The organism is Streptomyces sp. Ag109_O5-1, assembly GCF_003814875.1.
Classification (GTDB): domain Bacteria; phylum Actinomycetota; class Actinomycetes; order Streptomycetales; family Streptomycetaceae; genus Streptomyces; species Streptomyces sasae.
On sequence record NZ_RKQF01000001.1, the window covers coordinates 1927384 to 1947284 of the forward strand.

The window sequence follows — 19901 nt, forward strand, 5'->3', positions numbered from 1 at the left end:
CTCTCAGGGGAGCTGCGCGGCGAAGGCCTCGTACGCCTGTTCGTCGAAGAGTACGAAGCGGACCTCCTCGACGGCCGTGTCCGCCTCTCGGACCGTCGTCACGGCGATCCGGGCGCCGTCGTCCATCGGCCAGCCGTAGATGCCGGTGGAGACCGCCGGGAACGCGACCGTGCGGGCGCCGAGTTCGTCGGCGCGTTTCAGGGACTCGCGGTAGCAGGAGGCCAGCAGGTCGGAGCGGTCCTCGCTCTTGGAGTGGACGGGACCGACCGTGTGGATGACCCAGCTCGCGTCGAGTTCCCCGGCCGTGGTGGCGACCGCCTGGCCGGTGGGCAGGCCCTTGCCGTAGTGTCCGGCGCGCAGTTTCCGGCAGTCCTCCAGGATCGCGGGGCCGCCGCGCCGGTGGATGGTGCCGTCGACGCCTCCGCCGCCGAGCAGGGAGGAGTTGGCCGCGTTGACGATCGCGTCGGCGGTCTGCCGGGTGATGTCGCCCCGGACGAGCGTGATGCGGGTCATGACTGTCTCAGCCTCCTCCACACGGCCTTCGCCGCGTTGTGCCCCGACATGCCGTGCACACCCGGGCCCGGCGGGGTGGCCGACGAGCAGATGAAGACGGCGGGGTGCGGGGTGCCGTACGGGAACAGCGAGAGTTTGGGGCGCAGCAGGATCTGCAGGCCGGAGACCGCGCCGGTGCCGATGTCGCCGCCGACGTAGTTGGCGTTGCGGGCGGCGAGTTCGGCCGGGCCGGCGGTGGCGCGGGCCAGCACGCGGTCGCGGAACCCCGGGGCGAAGCGCTCCAGTTGACGCTCCATCACCTCGGTGAGGTCGCCGGTCCAGCCGTTGGGGACGTGGGCGTACGCCCAGAACACCTGCTTGCCCTCGGGGGCGCGGGACGGGTCCACGACACTGGGTTGCACGGTGATCATGAACGGCCGGTCGGGGGCGCGGCCCTCGCGGGAGGCGGCGCGCAGGGCGGTGCCGATCTCCGCGCTGTCCGCGCCGATCTGCACGGTCCCGGCGCGGCGGGCCTGAGGAGCCGTCCACGGTACCGGGCCGTCCAGCGCGTAGTCGATCTTGAAGACGCCCGGGCCGTAACGGTAGTCCCGGTAGTAGTCGCCGAAGCCGGCGATACGGGCGAGCGCGGTGGGCGAGGTGTCGAAGATGTACGACCGTGCGGGCGGCAGGTCGTCGAGGCGCTTGACCTGGTAGTCGGTGTGGATCACGCCGCCGAGGTCCTTGAGGTAGGCGGCAAGGGCGTCGGAGATGGCCTGGGAGCCGCCGCGGGCGACCGGCCAGCCGCGGGCGTGCGCGGCGAGGGCGAAGACCATGCCGATGGCGCCGGTCGCGAACCCGCTGAGCGGGGCCATGACATGGGCGACGAGACCGGCGAAGAGGGTTCTGGCCCGCTCGTCGCGGAAGCGGCGCAGCAGCAGGGAGGAGGGCGGCAGCCCGACCAGGCCGAAACGGGCGAGGGTGACCGGGTCGCGCGGCAGCGCGGTCAGCGGCAGGGACATGAAGTCCCGGGCGAGGGTGTCCCACTTGGGCAGGAACGGCTCGACCAGCCTGCGGTAGGTGCCCGCGTCGCGCGGTCCGAACGAGGCCGCCGTCTCGGCGACGGAGCGGGCCAGTACGGCGGCGCGGCCGTCGGGGAAGGGGTGCGCCATCGGCAGTTCGGCGTGCAGCCACTCCAGGCCGTAGCGCTCCAGCGGCAGGGCGCGGAACGCGGGCGAGTTGATGCCGAGCGGGTGCGCGGCGGAGCACGGGTCGTGCCGGAAGCCGGGGAGTGTCAGCTCCTCGGTGCGGGCGCCGCCGCCGACGGTCTCCTTCGCCTCGAAGAGGGCGACCGAGAAACCGCGGCGGGCCAGCTCCACGGCGGCCGTCAGTCCGTTCGGCCCCGCACCCACCACGACCGCATCGAGCATCGACGGCACCTTCGGACCCCTTCGTCAGCCGATGGCCACTCGGCTTCAGGATATGCCGGAGGACTGACACTCTCCTCGCTCGGGGTTACCAGTGCGGGTTCTGCAGCAGGTCCACCACGCGTCGGGCGGTGGCCGCGTCGCGGGCAGCGGTGAACGGCAGGGTGTTGCCGCCGGTGATGCGGAACGGTTCACCGTCGAGGGTGAGGTGGGCGCCGCCCGCCTCCTCGACCAGCAGCAGCCCGGCCGCGTGATCCCAGGCCGCCTCCCAACTGAATGCGGTGGCGTCCAACTCGCCCCGGGCGACGGCGAGATACTCCAGACCCGCCGAGCCGCAGGCGCGCGGGGCGACGCCGTCGACCCACAGGGCGTGCAGCGCGCGCTTCTGCGCGTCGGTCGTGTAGTCCGGGTGGGAGGTGGCGATTTCGAGGTCCCGGCCCTCGGCGGGCGACCCGGCGAGCAGCCGTATGCCGTCGAGGAAGGCACCCTTCCCCCGTACCGCCGTGGCCAGTTGCTCGCGGGCCGGGGCGTAGGTCCAGGAGGCGAGCAGGACGCCGCGGTGGGCGAGCGCGACCAGGGTGCAGAAGCCGTCCTCGCCGCGCACGAACTGGCGGGTGCCGTCGACCGGGTCGACGATCCACACCGGCGCGTCGCCCTGGATCGCCTCGTAGGTGTACGGGTCCGCGTGCACCGCTTCCTCGCCGACCACGACGGAGCCGGGCAGCAGGGCGCCGAGCGCCCCGGTGAGGTACTTCTCGGCCAGCCGGTCGGCGTCCGTCACCAGGTCGTGCGGCCCGGCCTTCTGGTCGATCTCGTCGTCGGCGAGCCGCCGCCAGCGGGGCAGGATCTCGGTGCGCGCGGCCTTGCGGACGGCATCCTCGACGTCACCGGCGTGCTGAAGGAGAAACTCGTCGATGGTCTCCGTTGCTTCGATCATGCCCCTTATGAGAGCACGCGCCACTGACAATCCCCGCCGCCCGGGTGTACTACCGATGGAATCCGGCCGAACAGACAGTGCCGACGATCAACGGCAGCCACCGACGGCCCAGCCCGGCCGGCACGCAGCACGGACGGCAGCCACGGACGGCACACGGCTCTCCCCGCACTGGCGAAGCCCGCACTGGCGAAGCCCGCGCTGGCGAAGCCCGCGCTGGCGAAGCCCGCTCCGGCCCGTCGGCGGACCTGTCCGGCCATCACGCGGCACGGCCTGCAGCGGCACGGCAGGCAGGCAGCATGGGCGGCCCGGGCTCGGCGGGTCGTGGTCCGCCCGGTGCGGGCTCGCCCGGCGCTGTCGGGGCCGGCCGCGGCCCGGCGGCGTCAGCGTCCCACCGCGTACCCCTGCATCCCGCGAGGATTCGCCGCCGCCGACAGCACCCCGGTCTCCGGGTCCCGTGCCACGGCGCACAGCCGTCCCTCCGACCAGTCCGGCGCGACCGTCACGTCATGGCCGCGCCGCCGCAGCTCCTCCACCACCCGGGGGTCCGTCCGCGATTCCACGGTCACGCTCCCGGGTCGGCGCCCGCGCGGGTAGAAGGAGCTGGGGAAGCTGTCGTTGTGCCAGTTCGGGGCGTCGATCGCGCCCTGGAGGTCGAGGCCGCCGCGGACCCGGTGGCGCAGGACGGCGGCCAGGAAGAAGTGCAGCTGCCACTGGTCCTGCTGGTCGCCGCCGGGTGTGCCGAAGGCCAGCACCGGAACCCCGTCGCGCAGCGCGATCGACGGGGTGAGCGTGGTGCGGGGGCGCCGGCCGGGCGTGAGGGAGTTCGGCAGGCCCTCCTCCAGCCAGGCCATCTGGAGCCGGGTGCCGAGCGGGAAGCCCAGCTCGGGGACGACCGGGTTGGACTGGAGCCAGCCGCCGCTGGGCGTGGCCGCGACCATGTTGCCCCAGCGGTCGACGACGTCCAGGTGGCAGGTGTCGCCCCGGGTGGTGCCGTCGGCGGCGACCTGCGCGACCGTCGGCTCACCGGCGCCCAGCGGGTCGAAGGCGGTGCTCATCCCGGCCTCCACGCGCGCGTACCCGGGCAGTCTCGGCTCGCGTCCGCCGGGGCTGCCGGGCCGCAGCTCTTCGGAGGCCTTGGCGCCGATCAGGTCCCGCCGCCCGGCGTTGTAGGCGTCGGAGAGCAGCTCGGCCAGCGGCACCTCGGCCGCGTCCCCGTACCAGGCCTCGCGGTCGGCCATGGCGAGCTTGCAGCCCTCGACCAGGAGGTGGACGTAGTCCGCGGAGCCGTAGGCGGGCAGTTCGGGCGGCAGCAGGGCGAGCTGCTGGAGGAAGACGGGGCCCTGGCTCCAGGGGCCCGCCTTGCACACGGTCCAGCCGTTCCAGTCGTACGACACCGGTCGCTCGTAGCCCGCGGACCAGCCGGCCAGGTCGGCGGCGGTGAGGGTGCCGGTGTGCCGCTCCCCGCTGGTGTCCATGGTGGGGCGGGCGGCCTGCCCGACCAGGGCCTCGGCGATGAAGCCCGAGCGCCACACCTCACGGGCCGCGTCGATCCGTGCCTCCCGGTCCCCCACGCCCGCGGTCTCGGCGAGCAGCCGCTTCCAGGTCGCGGCGAGGGCGGGGTTGCGGAACAGCTCGCCGGGGCGGGGTGCCCGTCCGCCGGGCAGATAGAGCTCCGCCGACGAGGTCCACTCCGTCTCGAACAGCTTCCGGACGCTGTCCACCGTCGCGCCGACGTTCTCCACCGGCGCGTGTCCGTGCTCGGCGTATCCGACGGCGTACTTCAGGACCTCGTCGAGCGGCTTGGTGCCGTGGTCGCGCAGCAGGAGCAGCCAGGCGTCGAAGGCGCCGGGGACGGCGGCGGCCAGCGGGCCGGTGCCGGGGACGAGATCCAGGCCGAGCCCCCGGTAGTGGGCGACGGTGGCGCCGGCCGGGGCCACACCCTGTCCGCACAGCACCCGCACCTCGCCGCCGGCCGGGGCGAGCAGGATCGGCACCTCGCCGGCGGGCCCGTTGAGGTGGGGCTCGACGACATGCAGCACGAACGCGCCGGCGACGGCGGCGTCGTACGCGTTGCCGCCGGCCTCCAGGACCGCCATTGCCGACTGGGAGGCCAGCCAGTGCGTGGACGACACCATGCCGAAGGTGCCCTGAAGGGTGGGACGGGTGGTGAACAGCATCTCTCACCTCGGCGTTCGCGTTCGTCGTTCAGCCTCCCCAGGACACTACCGCAGGTTGCACGACTTCAAAAGTGCATCGGTTGCACTTATTTAGTTGTTGTGCTCTTCTGGAGTGACGGTCGCGGATCGCCGCCTCCGTCCTCCTTCCTCGCTCCTCCCCCTCCGAAAGGGGTGATCAGCCATGTCCGCCGTCGTACCGAAGAACGTGCGCTGGGTCCTGCTCGGCGTGATGCTCGCGATGCTGCTCTCCCTGCTCGACAACATGGTCGTGAGCACGGCGATGCCGACGATCGTCGGCGACCTGGGCGGCCTGGAGCGACTCCTGGGAGATCTTCACGCTCGGCGCTGTGACCGTGACCGGGCTGCGCGCGTTCATCGCCGGGGAGAGGCGGGCCGACGAGCCGCTGCTGCCGCTGAGCGTGTTCACGAACCACCGCAACTACCCGCTCGCGATGGTGCTGATCCTCGTCGCCGGTGTCGTCATGTTCGGCGCGGGCCTGCATCTGCCGCTGTTCCAGCAGACCGTGCAGGACGACTCCGCGACCAACTCCTCCACACCCTCGGCGGATCCCTCGGCGTCGCGGTCTTCGGCTCGCTGTTCACCCGCGCCGTCCGGTCCGCGCTGCCCGCCGGCGGCGAGGCCGACCCCAACGCCCTGCGCGAGCTGCCCGCCGTGGCCAGGAGCGCCTACCCCGACGCGGTCACGACCGGCACCGGTCACATCTTCCTGACCGCCGCCGCCCTGTGCGCTTCGCCTTCCTCGCCGCGCTGTTCGTCATCGAAGTCCCCCTGAAGAAGGCCGACACCCCCGTCCACGCGACCAGTTGATCTCCTCTCCCGCATACAGCGCACCGCACGGCTTCGCCGTGCCTCACGAACGGAGCACCACCATGACCACCACCCACACCCCGCGCATCGCGATCATCGGCGCCGGCCCCGGCGGCCTCACCTGCGCCCGCATCCTGCAGCAGCACGGCATCAGCGCCACCGTCTACGACCACGAAGCCGGCCCCGACATGCGCAACCAGGGCGGCACCCTCGACCTGCACGAGGACAACGGCCAGATCGCCCTGCGCGAAGCCGGGCTGCTGGAGGACTTCTTCCGGCTCTCCCGCCCCGAGGGCCAGGAGATGCGCCAGATGGACCCCGCAGGCACCGTCCTCCTCCACCACATCCCCGAAGAAGGCGAGAGCTTCAAGCCGGAGATCGACCGCGGACAGCTGCGCGACCTCCTGCTGAACTCGCTCCGGCCCGGCACCGTGCGCTGGAGCCACACGCTGAGCTCCGTCGAAGGACCCGACACCGGCCCCCGGCAGCTGCACTTCGCCGACGGCACCACCATCGAGGCCGACCTCGTCATCGGCGCCGACGGAGCCTGGTCCAAGGTCCGCCGCGCCATCTCCGACGCCACCCCCCGGTACACCGGCATCAGCTTCCTCGAAGCCTGGTTCCACGACGTCGACAACGAGCACCCCGAGATCGCCGAACTCGTCGGCCAGGGCAGCGCCTCGGCAGCCGACGGCGACCGCGGCCTGTTCGCCCAGCGCAGCAGCGGCGGTCACATCCGCGTCTACATCATGCAGCGCGTTCCCGCCGACTGGATCACCGCCGCCGGCCTGACCGTCCAGGACACCGACGGCATTCGCGCCCTCCTCCTGGACCGCTACCGCGACTGGTCACCGACCCTGCGCCGACAGATCACCGACAACGACGGCCGCTACGTCGACCGCCCCATCTGCGCCCTGCCCGTCCCCCACACCTGGGAGCACAACCCCACGGTCACCCTGCTGGGAGACGCCGCCCACCTCATGCCCCCGCTCGGCGTCGGCGTCAACCTCGCCATGCTGGACGCCTGCGACCTCGCCCTCGCCCTCGTGAACAACAACACCGTCGCCGACGCGGTCCTCGCCTACGAGAAGACCATGCTGCCCCGCTCCGCCGAGATACAGCAGCTGCTCGAGAACGGAGCCGAGGGACTGCTGTCCGCCGAACTGCCCGACTTCGACGACGCCGACGACCGCAACGACCGCGACGACCACTGACACCGCATAAGTGCAACAGCTCAACTTCCGAAGTTGAACAACCAAGGGAGTAGGGTCATGTCATGACCGACATCCAGGCCTCCGCCGCGCCGGCACCCACGGGACGCCGTGAACGCAAGAAGGCCGCCACCCGGCAGGCCATCGCCGACGCCGCACTGCGTCTGTTCCTGGAACGCGGCTACGACGACGTGGGCATCCGTGAGATCGCGGATGCCGCGGACGTGTCCACGACCACGCTGTTCAAGCACTTCCCGGTCAAGGAGGCGCTCGTCTTCGACCAGGACGCCGACCAGGAGGCCCGGCTCCTGGCCGCGGTCCGCGAACGGCCGACGGGACAGTCGATCCCCGAGGCGCTCCGCGAGCACGCGCTGCACCACCGCCTCGGTGCGGCGCGCCGGGACCCCGCCTTCGTCGCCTTCTTCGAGCTGGTGAACAGCACCCCGGCCCTGCGCGACTACCAGCAGGCCATGTGGCTGCGCCACTCCTGCGCGCTGGCCGGCGTCATCGCCGAGGAGAGCGGCCTGCCCGCCGACGATCCCGCCTGCGCGGCGCTGGCCCACTTCGCCCTCGAAGCGCCCCGCGTGGTGCGCGACCAGGCCGACTTCCGCCAGGCCGTCACCCGCGCCTTCGAGCTGCTGGAGAACGGCTGGACCACGCTCGCCTGCCCCGGCCGCTGAAACCCGGCCCACCCCGAGGCCCAGGCTCACCGCCCACCCCAACACCGGCGGCAAGCACCGCAGTCGAGCCGCAACCTGCCGCCCTGACGGCTCCGGCAGCCCAGTCGGTCTGGACCGGCCGGCACCGACAGCGGTCACCGTGAGGCGGCGCGTCGAAGCCCCGGACCGGACCGGTTCGCGGGACCGCGTGGACGTCATCGACGGGCGAGGGCGCTCTTCCTGGTCCGCTACGGGCTCACCGGCCTCGGCACCGAGATCGCCGGGGAGACCCGTGTCCTGTGCACCTGGACCGCCGACCGCGCAGCCCAGGTCTACGCCGCCCGCGCCGCCTACGACCGGCGCACCACCGCCTGACCGGCCCCCCCAGCCGAAGGAGGCCGGACCGATACGGACCCACGCCGACGGTCAGGCGGCGTGCGGATCACGTTCTGTTCCGGCAAACGATCCGAGGGAGGTCGAGTCCGCCGTGTCCGGTAGCACGCTGCCTGGATATCGCGGCCACCACAGCCACAGCCCGGAAGGCGGCGGACGCCGTGGCCGGCGATGCGCTCGTCGGCCACGGCGTCCGTGAGCCCCCTTCGCGATCACCGTGGCGGAGGGGGCTCACCTCACTTGTCCGAGTCGGGCTTGCTGCTCGCCGCCGCGTAGGCCTGGCCCGGGGTCATCGGCACCCCGTTGAGGCTGACCGTCTTGTACTGGCTGACCTTGGCGCAGGTCTTGGTGTCGCTGGCGGTCGAGGCGTTGGCGTTGGAGACCGCGGCCTTGGTGTCGCCTGAGCTGGCCGGGTAGGAACTGCCGCTCGTCCAGTCGCTCCCGATCACCAGGACCACACCGGATCCGGAGCCCGACTTGATGTGCGAGCTGGGGATGTCCAGGGCCTTGGCGACGGTCTGGGCCTCGCCCTTGTCGCCACTGCCGTAGGTCAGGGTGGTCGAGGTCGCGGAGGTCGGAGCGTTGGCCGTGCTGGTGCCGGTGCTGAAGCCCTGCGAGATCAGGGAGTTGGCGACGACGGAGGCACGGCCGGTGACGTCGGTGCCGTTCTCGACCGTCACGGCGATCTGGGCCGCGGGGACGGCCGCGACGGTGGGCGTCGGCTTCGCGGTCGCCGAGGCGGCCGACGACTTCTTGCCCGAACTGGTGGTCAGCGACTGGTCATTCGCCATGGTGGCGAAGAGGTCCTTGGCGCCGGCGCCCACGACTACGCGGTTGCTGTTGGTGGGGTCGGGGGCGGTCTGCATGGTGGTGAAGGTCATCCGCTTGGTGGGGACCTTGTTCACGTCCGCCGCCAGCGAGATCAGCTTCTTGACGGTGCCGAGGCCGTCGTCCACGGTGAGCGCCTTGGTGGCGGCGTCGGCGAGGCTGTAGACGGCGGTGGGGTCGGTGAGCGTGCCCGCGCTCTTGAACTTGCGGATCATCGCGCTGAGGAAGATGTGCTGGGAGACGGTACGACCGAGGTCGCTGCCGTCGCCGAAGCCGTGCCGGGAGCGGACGAACTCCAGCGCCGCCTCGCCCTTGAGGGTGTGGGTGCCCTTGGACAGCTTCAGATGCGAGTAGGTGTCGTACACGTTGCCGTTGACGCACACGGAGACACCGCCCACCGCGTCGGACATCTTGACCACACCGGAGAAGTCCAGCTTCACGAAGTGGTCGATGGTGATGCCGGTGAGCTGGTGGATCGTGGACACCTGGCAGGCCGGACCGTACTGGAGGGCACTGTTGACCTGCCCGTAGTAGCCGGACGTGGACTCGCCGCTCTTGGCGTCCTTGCAGGCGGGGACGTTGACCATGGTGTCCCGGGGGATGCTCATCACCGTCGCGTTGGAACGGTCGGCGGATATGTGGACGACCATCTCCACGTCCGCGTTGCCGTTGCCGGTCTGCACACCGGTCGTCCTGCAGCCGCCGCCGAGTTTGCAGTCCGCCGCGCTGGTCCGGCCGTCCGAGCCGATCACCAGGATGTTGATCGGGGTCCGGCCGAACGCGTCGGCCTTCTCCGTGCCGCCCTTGCCGTCGAGGGAGACGCTGTTGATGTTGCCGTTCAGGTGCTCGTAGAACCACCAGCCCGCACCGGCCGTGACGAGCACCATCACGGCCGTGACCAGGCCGAAGACCTTCAGGAACCGTTTACCGCGGCCCACCGGTCTGGCCCGCCGGGCCCCTCTGCCGCCGTGCGACTTGGCCGCCTGCCGGGCCGCGGCCCGGCCACCAGTCGGCCTGGTCCCGTCGGGCAGGGCACCACGCTGTCCCGGCACCCGGTCGGTGCGGCTACGCGTGGCCTGGCCCCCCGGGCCGTCCCACGGGTCGGTCATCTTCCACTCCCATGAACGGTCGGGCCCCCAGGCGATACGGTCGGCCCGTACTCGGCGGGGTACGGGCAGGCGTGTGGTGGACCCACTTAGGTTGCGTGATTGCGCAATCTAACAAACCCACAGCCCCGGCAGCACAGATCCCACCCGAATTCACAGGTGAGGCATGTCATGTGAACCTCCGCCGCGCCCCCGCCATCTAAGCACCGCGCGCGTGCCAGGCCCAGAGTCTTCAGACTCCGACCCCGCGCAACCGGCCGGCCGGTGCGGGCACTTCGTGCGAGCGTGCGCTCAGCTGGCCGACGGTCGCCCGTACCACGGTCACGATGTCCGGATCGTCCACGTAGTAGATCTGCCGACGCCCCTCCCGGCGGGAGCTCACCAGACCCGCCAGCTTGAGCTTGGCCAGGTGCTGGCTGACGGCGGGCAGGGCGCCGCCGACCCGGTCGGCGAGCCGCGTCACATCGCTCTCGCCCTGGGACAGCGCCCACACCAGGTGCAGCCGGGCCGGCGAGGCCAGCAGCCCGAACACCGCGGCCGCCTCCGCCAGCACCCCGTCGGAGGGGTCCGCGAAGTCTTCGGCACTCTCCCCCACAGCCTGCCCCCCTCCCATCACAGTCGCCGCACAGATGCCCACTCAGTGTAGCCGTGCGGTCACCAGGCCCCGCACGGCCTCGCGTCACTTCCTCCCGCCGTTTCCTCCACGTCCTGCCCGCATTGTCATGAACGGGTGACAGATCATCGACGGCTCGACGTCAGGCGCCGCCGAAGGCCGCCGCCGTTCATAAGCTTGCGCAACAAGGCAACTCAGCTTGGCAACACCCCCGTACCAGGAGGACACCGAACGTGGGCATCATCGGCTGGATCATCCTCGGCCTCCTCGCCGGAGGCATCGCCAAGATCCTGCTGCCCGGCCGCGACCCGGGTGGCCTGATCGGCACCACCCTCATCGGTATCGCCGGCGCCTTCGTCGGCGGCTGGCTCTCCGCCCGTTTCCTCGACCGCCCGGTGCAGAGCCATTTCTTCGACCTGTACACCTGGGGTGCCGCGATCGCCGGCTCCCTGGTGCTCCTCATCGGCTACCGGGTGCTGTTCGGCAACTCACGCGACTGAGCGTCCCGCGGTCAGCAGATGGCCGCTCGCGCCGAGCAGCGACGGCTCCGACTCGATACGCCGGGTGGCCGCGAGGACGGCCGCCCGGCGCTCGGGGTCGGCCAGCCACTCCTCCACCCCGCCCATGAGCCAGGCGATGCCCTCGACGCCGTACTGCCCGTCGACGGCGAGACCGGCCTCGGCGAACTCCGCCGGGGTCTCGGCCGGCTGGGCCAGATAGGCGGTGGTGAAGAGGCTGCCGTCCCACTGGGAGGCGAGCCTGCCGTCCTCGGACACGGCATCGGCGACGGCCCGCTGGCCCGGCTCGAAGTAACGCTCCTCGTGGAGGAGGTCGTGCAGCGCGGCATACCGGTTGATGGTGGCCGCGACGACCACTCCTCCGGGCCGCACCGCCCGCCGCGCCTCGGTCAGCGCCCTTACCCGGTCGGCCCGCTCGGGCAGGTGGTAGAGCGGCCCCAGCAGCAGTACGACGTCGTAGGCGGCGTCACCGACAGGCAGATCCCGGGCGTCCCCGGGCCGGGCCGTGACGCCGGGCAGCCGGGCCGCCTGGGCCACGTGCAGCGGCACCGGGTCCACCAGGTCGACGGCGTACCCGTCCGCGGCCAGCCACTCGGCGTGCACCCCGCTGCCGCCTCCCACGTCCAGCACCCGCGCGGGAGCCGCCGGCAGCAGCCGTCGCAGCACGTCCTGGGTGCGCCAGAACTCCAGGAGTCCGACGCCGTCCCGCAGCCGGGCGTCCTCCTTGCCCTCGTTGTAGTAGGCGAGGACGTCCTCGCGCAGTGTGGTGGCGGCGGACTCGTCCCCGGCGGTCGACACGGGCTCTTCGGGCGTTGACGTCGCGGTCATGCGAAAAGGCTGACGGCCGGAAAACCGGGTGCGCAAACGACTTTGCCGACCCCCGGAGGACCCGACGGTGACGCACGTCACTCTCGGAGGTCGACCGCAGTCACGACATTCCGGATGTACAGGGACCGCGGACGCGCGACATTCCGGATGTAGAGGGACGGCCCGCGCCGAGGGTCTAGCCGGCACACCCCCTGCCTCACAGGCAAGGCACCGATTCCACTTCCGCCCCACAGGGTCTCGTGTGAAACTGGCGTCCCGTCCGCAGTGCGGACTCCTCCGCACACCGCCCCCACGAGAAGTGCGACTTGCGACGCTCCCTGCCACTGCCGCTCGCCCTCACCGCGCGCCTGACGCCGGTCGCCGTGCTCGCCTGTGCGGGCTGGGCCATGGCGTCGGGTCCGGACAAGACGCCCGACACCGCCTCGGGCAACACCTCGTCCCAGCAGACGACCACCCAGGCCTCCGGCGGCGCCCCGTCGTCGTCCTCGTCCACGGACGCCGCCACGAAGACGTACTCGGCCTCGCCCGCCCCCTGCGGCAGCATCCCCGCGGCCACCGTCAAGTCGCTGGTGCCCGGCGCGAAGACGGCCGGCAAGGAGATCCCCTCCACGGACACCAAGCTGCGCCGCACCTGCTCCTGGAACGCGCTCAAGGGGTACGACTACCGCTGGCTCGACGTCTCCTTCGAGATCATGGACACGGACGCGGCGGCGGCGAAGGAGTACAAGGACCGGGTCGCGGAGAAGAGCGGCGGCGGGGCCGTACCGGGGCTCGGTGACAGCGGCTACTCCGTCGTGAACCTCACCACCGAGGACAAGCAGCAGACCCGCGAGGGCGTGGTGATGGCCCAGGTCTCCAACGCGCTGGTGGTCGTCACCTACAACGGCAGCGACTTCGAGACCAAGAAGGCGCCCAGCACGGACGTGATCAACAAGGGTGCCATCCAGGCGGCGAAGGCCGCGGTGACCGCGCTGAAGGGCAGCCAGTAGCCGTACCGGCTGCCCTTCGTACGCGCGCCGCGCCTCCTGCTCACGCCTCCTTGGGCCGTACCAGCGTCGTCAGCCCCAGGTACAGCACCAGGGACGTGCCGAGACCGACCGCCCAGCCGTAGTCGGCGAGCGAGGACAGGGCCGGGATGGGACGCCCGTCGATCAGCGGTTTGAAGCTGGCGCCGCCGATCGCGAGGACGCCTCCGGTGAGGAAGGCGACCACCGCCCGCCAGTTCCAGCCGCCGTCGTACCAGTAGCGGCCGCCCGTGCGGTACAGCTCGGTCAGGTCGAGGCGGGTACGGCGGAGCAGCCAGTAGTCGGCGATGAGGATGCCGGCGACCGTGCCGAGCAGACCGCCGACCAGGCCGAGCCAGGTGAAGATGTAGCCCTGCGGGTCGGAGTACAGCTTCCACGGGAAGATCAGCACCGCGAGGACCGAGGTGATCAGGGCGCCGGTACGGAAACTGATCTTCCGGGGCGCGATGTTGGAGAAGTCGAAGGCGGGCGAGACCAGGTTGGCCGCGATGTTCACGGACAGGGTCGCGACGAGCACGGTGACCAGGGCGTAGAGCAGGCCGACCACGTTGTCCGTCTTGGCGGCCAGCTGGACCGGGTCCCAGATCGGCTGTCCGTAGACGGCCTGCGAACCGGAGGTCACCAGAACGGAGAGGAACGCGAAGAGCGTCATGGTGGTCGGCAGGCCGAGCGCCTGCCCCCACGTCTGGGCCTTCTGGCTCTTCCCGTACCGGGTGAAGTCGGGGATGTTCAGCGACAGCGTCGACCAGAAGCCGATCATGCCCATCAGGGACGGCCAGAAGATCTTCCAGAAGCCGCCGCCCCAGCCGAGCTTGGAGGGCTGGTCGAAGAGCGGGCCGAGACCGCCGGCCTTGTTGCTCATCCAGACCAGCATCACGATCGCGCCGACCAGGACGAAGGGCGCGGCCCAGTTCTCGAAGCGGCGGATGGTCTCCATGCCCCGGTAGATGATCGCGACCTGGAGCACCCAGAAGAGCGCGAACGACAGCCACATGGTCCAGGCGTAGCCGCCGATGTGCGAGGCGTTCGCCCAGCTGTCGCCGATCAGCTTGCCGGCGAGGAAGAAGATCGCCTCGCCGCCGATCCAGGTCTGGATGCCGAACCAGCCGCACGCCACCAACGCCCGTACGACCGCGGGGAGGTTGGCGCCGCGCACGCCGAAGGAGGCGCGGGCGAAGACCGGGAAGGGGATACCGTACTTGGGTCCGGCGTGCCCGGTGAGCAGCATCGGGACGAGGACGATCAGGTTGGCCAGGGCGATGGTGAACACGGCCTGTTTCCAGTCCATGCCGACCGCGATCAGCCCGGAGGCCAGCGTCCAGGACGCCGTGTTGTGGGCCATGCCGACCCAGAGGGCGGAGAAGTTGTACGTGGTCCAGGTGCGCTTGGCGACGGGGACCGGCAGCAGGTCCTCGTTGGCGTACGGACCGCTCGGCGGCGGGGAGCCCGGGGAGAGTTCGACGCGCCCGTCGGGGAGGGCGACTTGACCGGACAGGGGTATGGCTGAGGGAGCGGTGTCGGTCATGGGCAGGCCAATCGGGATGAGGTGGGACGGGAGAGAGGCCGTGCGGGGGGCTGGGGGGGTACGCGAGTGGGGTGCGCCCTGACCCCCTTCCCGGGACGGCGGGAAGGGGGAGACCAACTGCGGAGTGGGGGCTAACCGTTGACGGCCGGGATGACCTTCGTCCCGTACGCGTCGATGGTGGCCTCCTGCGCGTCGTGCATGTCGTAGACGGCGAACTGGTCGACGCCCAACTCGCGCAGGGCGTTCAGCTTCTCGATGTGCTTCTCGGCCGGGCCGATGACGCAGAAGCGGTCGACGATCTCGTCGGGCACGAACTCGGTGTCGGGGTTGCCGCTGCGCCCGTGGTGCGAGTAGTCGTACCCCTGACGGGCCTTGATGTAGTCGGTGAGTTCGTCGGGTACGGCGGCCGAGTGCTCGCCGTACTTGGCGACGAGGTCGGCGACGTGGTTGCCGACCATGCCGCCGAACCAGCGGCACTGGTCGCGGGCATGGGCGAGGGCCTCGGGCGAGTCGTCCTCGGTGACATAGGCGGGGGCGGCGACGCAGATGGTCACCTCGGACGGGTCGCGTCCGGCGGCGACGGCCGCGTCCTTCACGGCCTTGACCATGTACTCGGTGAGGTAGAGGTCGGAGAGCTGGAGGATGAAGCCGTCCGCCTCCTCGCCGGTCATCTTCAGGGCCTTCGGGCCGTACGCGGCCATCCAGACGGGGAGTTCGGCGCCGGGCTTGATCCACGGGAACCTGACGACGGTACCGCCGAGGTCGGCCTCGTCGCCCCGGCCGAGGGCGCGGATGACCTTCATGGCCTCGCTGATCCGGGCGAGGGTGTTGGGCTTGCGGCCGGCCACCCGCATCGCGGAGTCGCCGCGGCCGATGCCGCAGACGGTCCGGTTGCCGAACATGTCGTTGAGGGTGGCGAAGGTGGAGGCGGTGACCTCCCAGGTGCGGGTGCCCGGGTTGGTGACCATCGGTCCGACTGTCAACTTGGTTGTGTTGGCCAGGATCTGACTGTAGATCACGAACGGCTCCTGCCAGAGCACGGCGGAGTCGAAGGTCCAGCCGTACGAGAAGCCGTTGCGTTCGGCCCGCTTCATCAGGCTGATGACCCGGGAGGCGGGCGGGTCGGTTTGCAGGACGAGTCCGAAGTCCATCGGCGCCACTCCTAGTTGAGGTACTGACAGGTGGAGCGCGGGGTGTAGACGCCGTGCCCGGCGTGTCCGGTGTACTCCCGCTCGGTGATGACGGGTTCGCCGCGCGAGAGGACCGTGTCCACCCGGCCGGTGAGGCGCTTGCCCTCGTACGCCGAGTAGTCGACGTTCATGTGGTGGGTCTCGGCGGAGACGATCTGCTCGGCGTGCGGGTCGTAGATGACGATGTCGGCGTCTGCACCCGGGGTGATGGTGCCCTTCTTCGGATACATGCCGAACATCCGCGCCGGGGTGGCGCAGGCGATCTCGATCCAGCGGCGGCGGGAGATGTGCCCGTCGACGACGGCCTGGTGAAGCAGGTCCATCCGGTTCTCTACGCCGGGCAGGCCGTTGGGGATCTTCGAGAAGTCGCCGCGGCCGAGCTCCTTCTGGCCGACGAAGCAGAAGGGGCAGTGGTCGGTGGAGACGACCTGGAGGTCGTTCGTCCGCAGGCCCTGCCAGAGCTTGGCCTGGTGCTCCTTGGGGCGCAGGGGGGTGCTGCACACGTACTTCGAGCCCTCGAAGTCCGGTTCGGCGAGGTTGTCCGTCGACAGGAAGAGGTACTGCGGACAGGTCTCGCCGAAGACGGGCAGCCCCTCGTCCCGGGCCCGCGCCAGCTCCGCAACCGCCTCCATCGCCGAGACGTGCACGACATAGAGGGGCGCGCCGGCGACCTGGGCGAGCCTGATGGCGCGATGCGTGGCCTCGGCTTCGAGCAGCGCCTTGCGCACCTCGCCGTGATACCTCGGGTCCGTCTCCCCGCGCGCCAGCGCCTGTTCCACCAGTACGTCGATGGCGATGCCGTTCTCGGCGTGCATCATGATCAGGCCGCCGTTCTCGGCGGAGCGCTGCATGGCACGCAGGATCTGGCCGTCGTCGGAGTAGAAGACACCGGGGTAGGCCATGAACTGCTTGAAGGAGGTCACCCCCTCCTCCACCAGCAGATCCATCTCCTTGAGCGTCTCCTGGTTCACATCGGAGACGATCATGTGGAAGCCGTAGTCGATGGCGCAGTTGCCCTCGGCCTTGGCGTGCCAGGCGTCGAGACCCTCGCGCAGGCTGTGCCCGACGCTCTGCACGGCGAAGTCGACGATGGTCGTCGTACCGCCCCAGGCGGCTGCCCGGGTGCCGGTCTCGAAGGTGTCGGAGGCGAAGGTGCCGCCGAATGGCAGCTCCATGTGGGTGTGGGCGTCGACACCGCCCGGGATGACGTACTTGCCGGTGGCGTCGATCGTCCGCTCGGCGCTGAAGGCCTCGGCGGCCGGGGTGCCGGAGGCGGCGAGGGCGGCGACACGGCCGTCCTCGATCAGGACGTCGGCGTGGATCTCGTCGGACGCGGTGATGACGAGTCCGCCACGGATTGCTGTCCGGCCGGTCATGGGGTCCTCTCCTTCGTGGTCAGGTGCGGGTCCGACGTGGCTTGTCGCGCAGTTCCTCCCCCAGCCTTCGGCCGGGGATACCCCCAGCGCCCCTTACGGGGCGCTTCTACGGCGCGGTGATCGGGCCGTACGCGTCCGGGCGGCGGTCGCGGAAGAACTGCCAGCGGTCGCGGACCTCGCGCAGCTTGTTCAGGTCCAGGTCGCGGACGACGAGTTCGGTCTCCTTGTCGGAGGCCACCTCGCCGGCGAACTGGCCCTCCGGGTCCACGAAGTACGAGGTCCCGTAGAAGTCGTTGTCGCCGAGGTCCTCCACGCCGACCCGGTTGATCGCACCGACGAAGTACTCGTTGGCGACGGCCGCCGCCGGCTGCTCCAACTGCCAGAGGTAGCGGGAGAGTCCGCGCGAGGTGGCCGACGGGTTGAAGACGATCTCGGCACCGGCGAGGCCCAACGCCCGCCAGCCCTCCGGGAAGTGGCGGTCGTAGCAGATGTAGACGCCGATCTTCCCGACGGCGGTGTCGAAGACCGGCCAGCCGGCGTTGCCCGGACGGAAGTAGAACTTCTCCCAGAAGCCGGGGACCTGGGGGATGTGGTGCTTGCGGTACTTGCCGAGGTACGAGCCGTCGGCGTCGATCACGGCCGCGGTGTTGTAGAGGACGCCGGGCTGCTCCTCCTCGTACACCGGCAGGATCAGGACGAGGCCCAGTTCGCGGGCGAGGGCCTGGAAGCGCTGGACGATCGGTCCGTCCGGGACCTGCTCGGCGTACTCGTAGAACGCCTTGTCCTGGACCTGGCAGAAGTAGGGCCCGTAGAACAGCTCCTGGAAGCACAGGACCTGGGCGCCCTGCGCGGCCGCGTCGCGGGCCGCCTGCTCGTGGACCTGGATCATGGATTCCTTGTCGCCGGTCCAGGCGGTCTGGAAGAGGGCGGCACGAATCACTCGGCTCATCGGGACCTCCGGTCGCTCGGGCGTGTGTCGCTCGATGTGCGAGGAGCCTAGGAAGTCCGAAAGCGGGCTTCGATTGCCACGGTGTCACGTCTACGGGCGCCCGGCGTGCCACCGTGTCACGCTGCCGATGGCCCATGTTTCACCGCCGTTTTCCCAGGTCGTCGCATGTTTCACCCCTGTTGCGCGTCATGCGCGAGGAGCGCGATGTGCACGGAGGCCGCCTGCTCGAAGTCGTCGAGGTCGACACCGAGCCGGGCCTGTATCGCCTCCAGGCGCCGGTACAGGGCGGGCCGGGAGACGTGGTGGAGCTGGGCGGTGCGGGACTTGTTGCGGCCGGTGGCGAGGTAGGTCCGCAGGACGCCCAGCAGGTCGTGGTCGGTGCCCGTCCCGCAGAGCAGCCCGTCCAGCTCGCGCTCGGCGAAGGACTGGACGTGCGGGTCGTCGCGGAGCAGCCGGATCAGGCCGCGCAGGTGTACGTCCCTCAGTCTTACGACAGCCGGCAGGTCGAGGGCGGCGGTCGTGTCGGCGACCGCGTCGGCGACGTGCTGGGCCTCCCGCAGCCCGGCGGGCACGTCGTCCCAGGCGGTGCGGGGGCCCGCGGCGGCGACCACGGCCCGGGACCCCGCCGACTCGCCGTGCAGCCGGGTGGCGAAGTGCGCGGCGAGGGCGTCGGCGTCCTGGTCGCGGGCGAGGCTGAGGAGCACGGCCGTGGTGCGCTCGGTGAGTTCGGCGACGAGTCCGGGCAGGCCCAACAGGCGCAGGACTTTCTCCAGTTGGGTCGGCTCGACGTCCCGTACGACGAGGGGTACGAAGGTCCGCCGGTTGACCGGCAGCCCGGCCGCCCGTGCCCTGGGCAGCAGTTGGCGTGCCGGTACGACCCCGGAGACCAGGTCGGTCAGCAGGCTCTGCGCGGACTGCTCCTCCCAGGTGTGGGCGGAGCCGCCGCCGAGCATGCGGTGCAGTACCAGGGCCTCGGCGGCGCGGTCCGCGAGGAGCCGTCCGGTGGCGGTGTCGCCGCGGTACCCGCACAGCATGATCTGGCCCCAGCGCTCGCCGCGGCCGCCCAGTTCGGCGCGGGTCCAGCCGTCGCCCTCGCGGCCGCCGGCCTGCCGGGCGATGCGCTCCCAGTCGCGCAGCACGTCGTCGACGGCCGACCGCTCCCCCGCGGTGGCGAGGACCCGGTGAGCGAGGTTGGTGACGACGACCGGGCAGGCGCTGTGTACGGCGACCTCGTCGAGGAGGCGTTGGAGGGGGGCACCGGCCGTGATGAGGCCGGTGAGGGCGGTACGGACCGACTCGGAGAGGCTGACGGCGGCGAACTTCCTTCGTACCAGCCGTGACTGGACCTCCTCCGTCAGCTCGGCGAAGGGGAAGGGGCGGTGCAGGACCACCAGGGGGAGGCCGCAGCGGTCCGCAGCGCGGCGCATGGCGTCGGGTGGGGCCGGGAAGGCGCGGCCGAGACCGAGGACGACAGCGGCGGCCTCGGCCCGGTGCAGGGACTGGATGTACTCGGCCTGCTTGCCGTCGTCTCCGGCGAGCAGGACGCCGGTGGTGAGGACCATTTCTCCGCCGGTGAGCATGACGCCGACGTCGGGGGCCTCGGCGACGTGCACCCAGCGGACCGGGCGGTCCAGCTGGGCGGCGCCGGCGACGACCTCTGGGTCCCCGGCCAGGACCCTTTCCAGGGCAAGGATCTGACGGACCGACAGAACGGGTTCGGTGGTGTTCGGGGGATCCCAGGTGGCGGTCATCTTGCGTGATCCCTTGGTCGGGTTCGGTGCGTGTGGAGGCCTGCGGGCCGGCGGGGGCTGGTCGCGCAGTT

General features: G+C 71.0%; 17 protein-coding genes. 5 read left to right on the plus strand and 12 right to left on the minus strand.

The features are described from left to right. Positions 1-3: 3 nt before the first annotated feature. The 4 genes from EDD90_RS08735 to EDD90_RS08755 form a co-directional block, all read right to left on the minus strand. A complete protein-coding gene (locus EDD90_RS08735) occupies positions 4-513 on the minus strand; it encodes an O-acetyl-ADP-ribose deacetylase (RefSeq protein ID WP_123972532.1) in 510 nt (169 codons plus the stop codon). After that, positions 510-1919: an NAD(P)/FAD-dependent oxidoreductase gene (locus tag EDD90_RS08740; protein ID WP_123972533.1), complete on the minus strand. Its 1410-nt coding sequence runs from the start codon at positions 1917-1919 to the stop codon at positions 510-512. Before EDD90_RS08740 ends, EDD90_RS08735 begins: the two co-directional genes overlap by 4 nt. Before the next feature lie 85 nt (positions 1920-2004). Beyond that, positions 2005-2853, minus strand: a complete 849-nt coding sequence (locus EDD90_RS08745) for an inositol monophosphatase family protein (RefSeq protein WP_123972534.1) — start codon at positions 2851-2853, stop codon at positions 2005-2007. A gap of 380 nt (positions 2854-3233) precedes the next feature. Further along, the gene (locus tag EDD90_RS08755; protein WP_185148991.1) at positions 3234-5030 is read right to left on the minus strand and encodes a gamma-glutamyltransferase family protein; all 1797 of its coding nucleotides are present in this window, start codon (positions 5028-5030) and stop codon (positions 3234-3236) included. A 181-nt stretch (positions 5031-5211) separates the two neighbouring features. Here EDD90_RS08755 and EDD90_RS08760 point away from each other — a divergent pair, with 181 nt between their 5' ends. The 3 genes from EDD90_RS08760 to EDD90_RS08770 all read left to right on the plus strand — a co-directional run bounded on the left by EDD90_RS08760 (position 5212) and on the right by EDD90_RS08770 (position 7749). Beyond that, positions 5212-5823 (plus strand): hypothetical protein, encoded by a 612-nt coding sequence (locus EDD90_RS08760; RefSeq protein ID WP_260327738.1) that lies wholly within the window; start codon positions 5212-5214, stop codon positions 5821-5823. Positions 5824-5920: 97 nt separating this feature from the next. Continuing rightward, positions 5921-7072, plus strand: a complete 1152-nt coding sequence (locus EDD90_RS08765) for an NAD(P)/FAD-dependent oxidoreductase (RefSeq protein WP_123972535.1) — start codon at positions 5921-5923, stop codon at positions 7070-7072. 62 nt (positions 7073-7134) lie between these two features. Then, entirely contained in the window at positions 7135-7749 is a 615-nt protein-coding gene (locus tag EDD90_RS08770) for a TetR/AcrR family transcriptional regulator (protein ID WP_123972536.1), read from the plus strand. Between the two features lie 608 nt (positions 7750-8357). On the opposite strand, the gene EDD90_RS08780 is transcribed toward EDD90_RS08770, so the two are convergent. After that, positions 8358-10058 (minus strand): LCP family protein, encoded by a 1701-nt coding sequence (locus EDD90_RS08780; protein WP_185148992.1) that lies wholly within the window; start codon positions 10056-10058, stop codon positions 8358-8360. Between the two features lie 229 nt (positions 10059-10287). Continuing rightward, positions 10288-10650 (minus strand): helix-turn-helix transcriptional regulator, encoded by a 363-nt coding sequence (locus EDD90_RS08785; RefSeq protein WP_260327739.1) that lies wholly within the window; start codon positions 10648-10650, stop codon positions 10288-10290. A gap of 251 nt (positions 10651-10901) precedes the next feature. Between EDD90_RS08785 and EDD90_RS08790 the strand changes: the two genes are divergently transcribed. Then, positions 10902-11168, plus strand: a complete 267-nt coding sequence (locus EDD90_RS08790; RefSeq protein ID WP_123972538.1) for a GlsB/YeaQ/YmgE family stress response membrane protein — start codon at positions 10902-10904, stop codon at positions 11166-11168. On the opposite strand, the gene EDD90_RS08795 is transcribed toward EDD90_RS08790, so the two are convergent. Further along, positions 11157-12014 (minus strand): bifunctional 2-polyprenyl-6-hydroxyphenol methylase/3-demethylubiquinol 3-O-methyltransferase UbiG, encoded by an 858-nt coding sequence (locus EDD90_RS08795; protein WP_123972539.1) that lies wholly within the window; start codon positions 12012-12014, stop codon positions 11157-11159. The genes EDD90_RS08790 and EDD90_RS08795 overlap by 12 nt on opposite strands. 305 nt (positions 12015-12319) lie before the next feature. Here EDD90_RS08795 and EDD90_RS08800 point away from each other — a divergent pair, with 305 nt between their 5' ends. Then, entirely contained in the window at positions 12320-13003 is a 684-nt protein-coding gene (locus tag EDD90_RS08800) for a hypothetical protein (protein WP_123972540.1), read from the plus strand. A gap of 40 nt (positions 13004-13043) precedes the next feature. Here the strand turns inward: EDD90_RS08800 and EDD90_RS08805 are convergent, their stop codons facing one another. From EDD90_RS08805 to EDD90_RS08825, 5 genes are all read right to left on the minus strand, one after another. Continuing rightward, the gene (locus EDD90_RS08805; RefSeq protein WP_123972541.1) at positions 13044-14564 is read right to left on the minus strand and encodes an NCS1 family nucleobase:cation symporter-1; all 1521 of its coding nucleotides are present in this window, start codon (positions 14562-14564) and stop codon (positions 13044-13046) included. 131 nt (positions 14565-14695) lie between these two features. Then, entirely contained in the window at positions 14696-15715 is a 1020-nt protein-coding gene (locus EDD90_RS08810) for a TIGR03842 family LLM class F420-dependent oxidoreductase (protein ID WP_123972542.1), read from the minus strand. Between the two features lie 11 nt (positions 15716-15726). Further along, positions 15727-17130 carry a dihydropyrimidinase gene (gene hydA, locus EDD90_RS08815; protein ID WP_123972543.1) on the minus strand — a complete coding sequence of 468 codons (1404 nt, stop codon included), beginning with the start codon at positions 17128-17130 and terminating at the stop codon, positions 15727-15729. A gap of 106 nt (positions 17131-17236) precedes the next feature. Continuing rightward, on the minus strand, positions 17237-18079 hold the full coding sequence (locus EDD90_RS08820) for a nitrilase-related carbon-nitrogen hydrolase (protein ID WP_123972544.1): 843 nt from the start codon (positions 18077-18079) through the stop codon (positions 17237-17239). Positions 18080-18249: 170 nt separating this feature from the next. After that, positions 18250-19830, minus strand: a complete 1581-nt coding sequence (locus tag EDD90_RS08825) for a PucR family transcriptional regulator (RefSeq protein WP_123972545.1) — start codon at positions 19828-19830, stop codon at positions 18250-18252. Between the last annotated feature and the right edge of the window lie 71 nt (positions 19831-19901).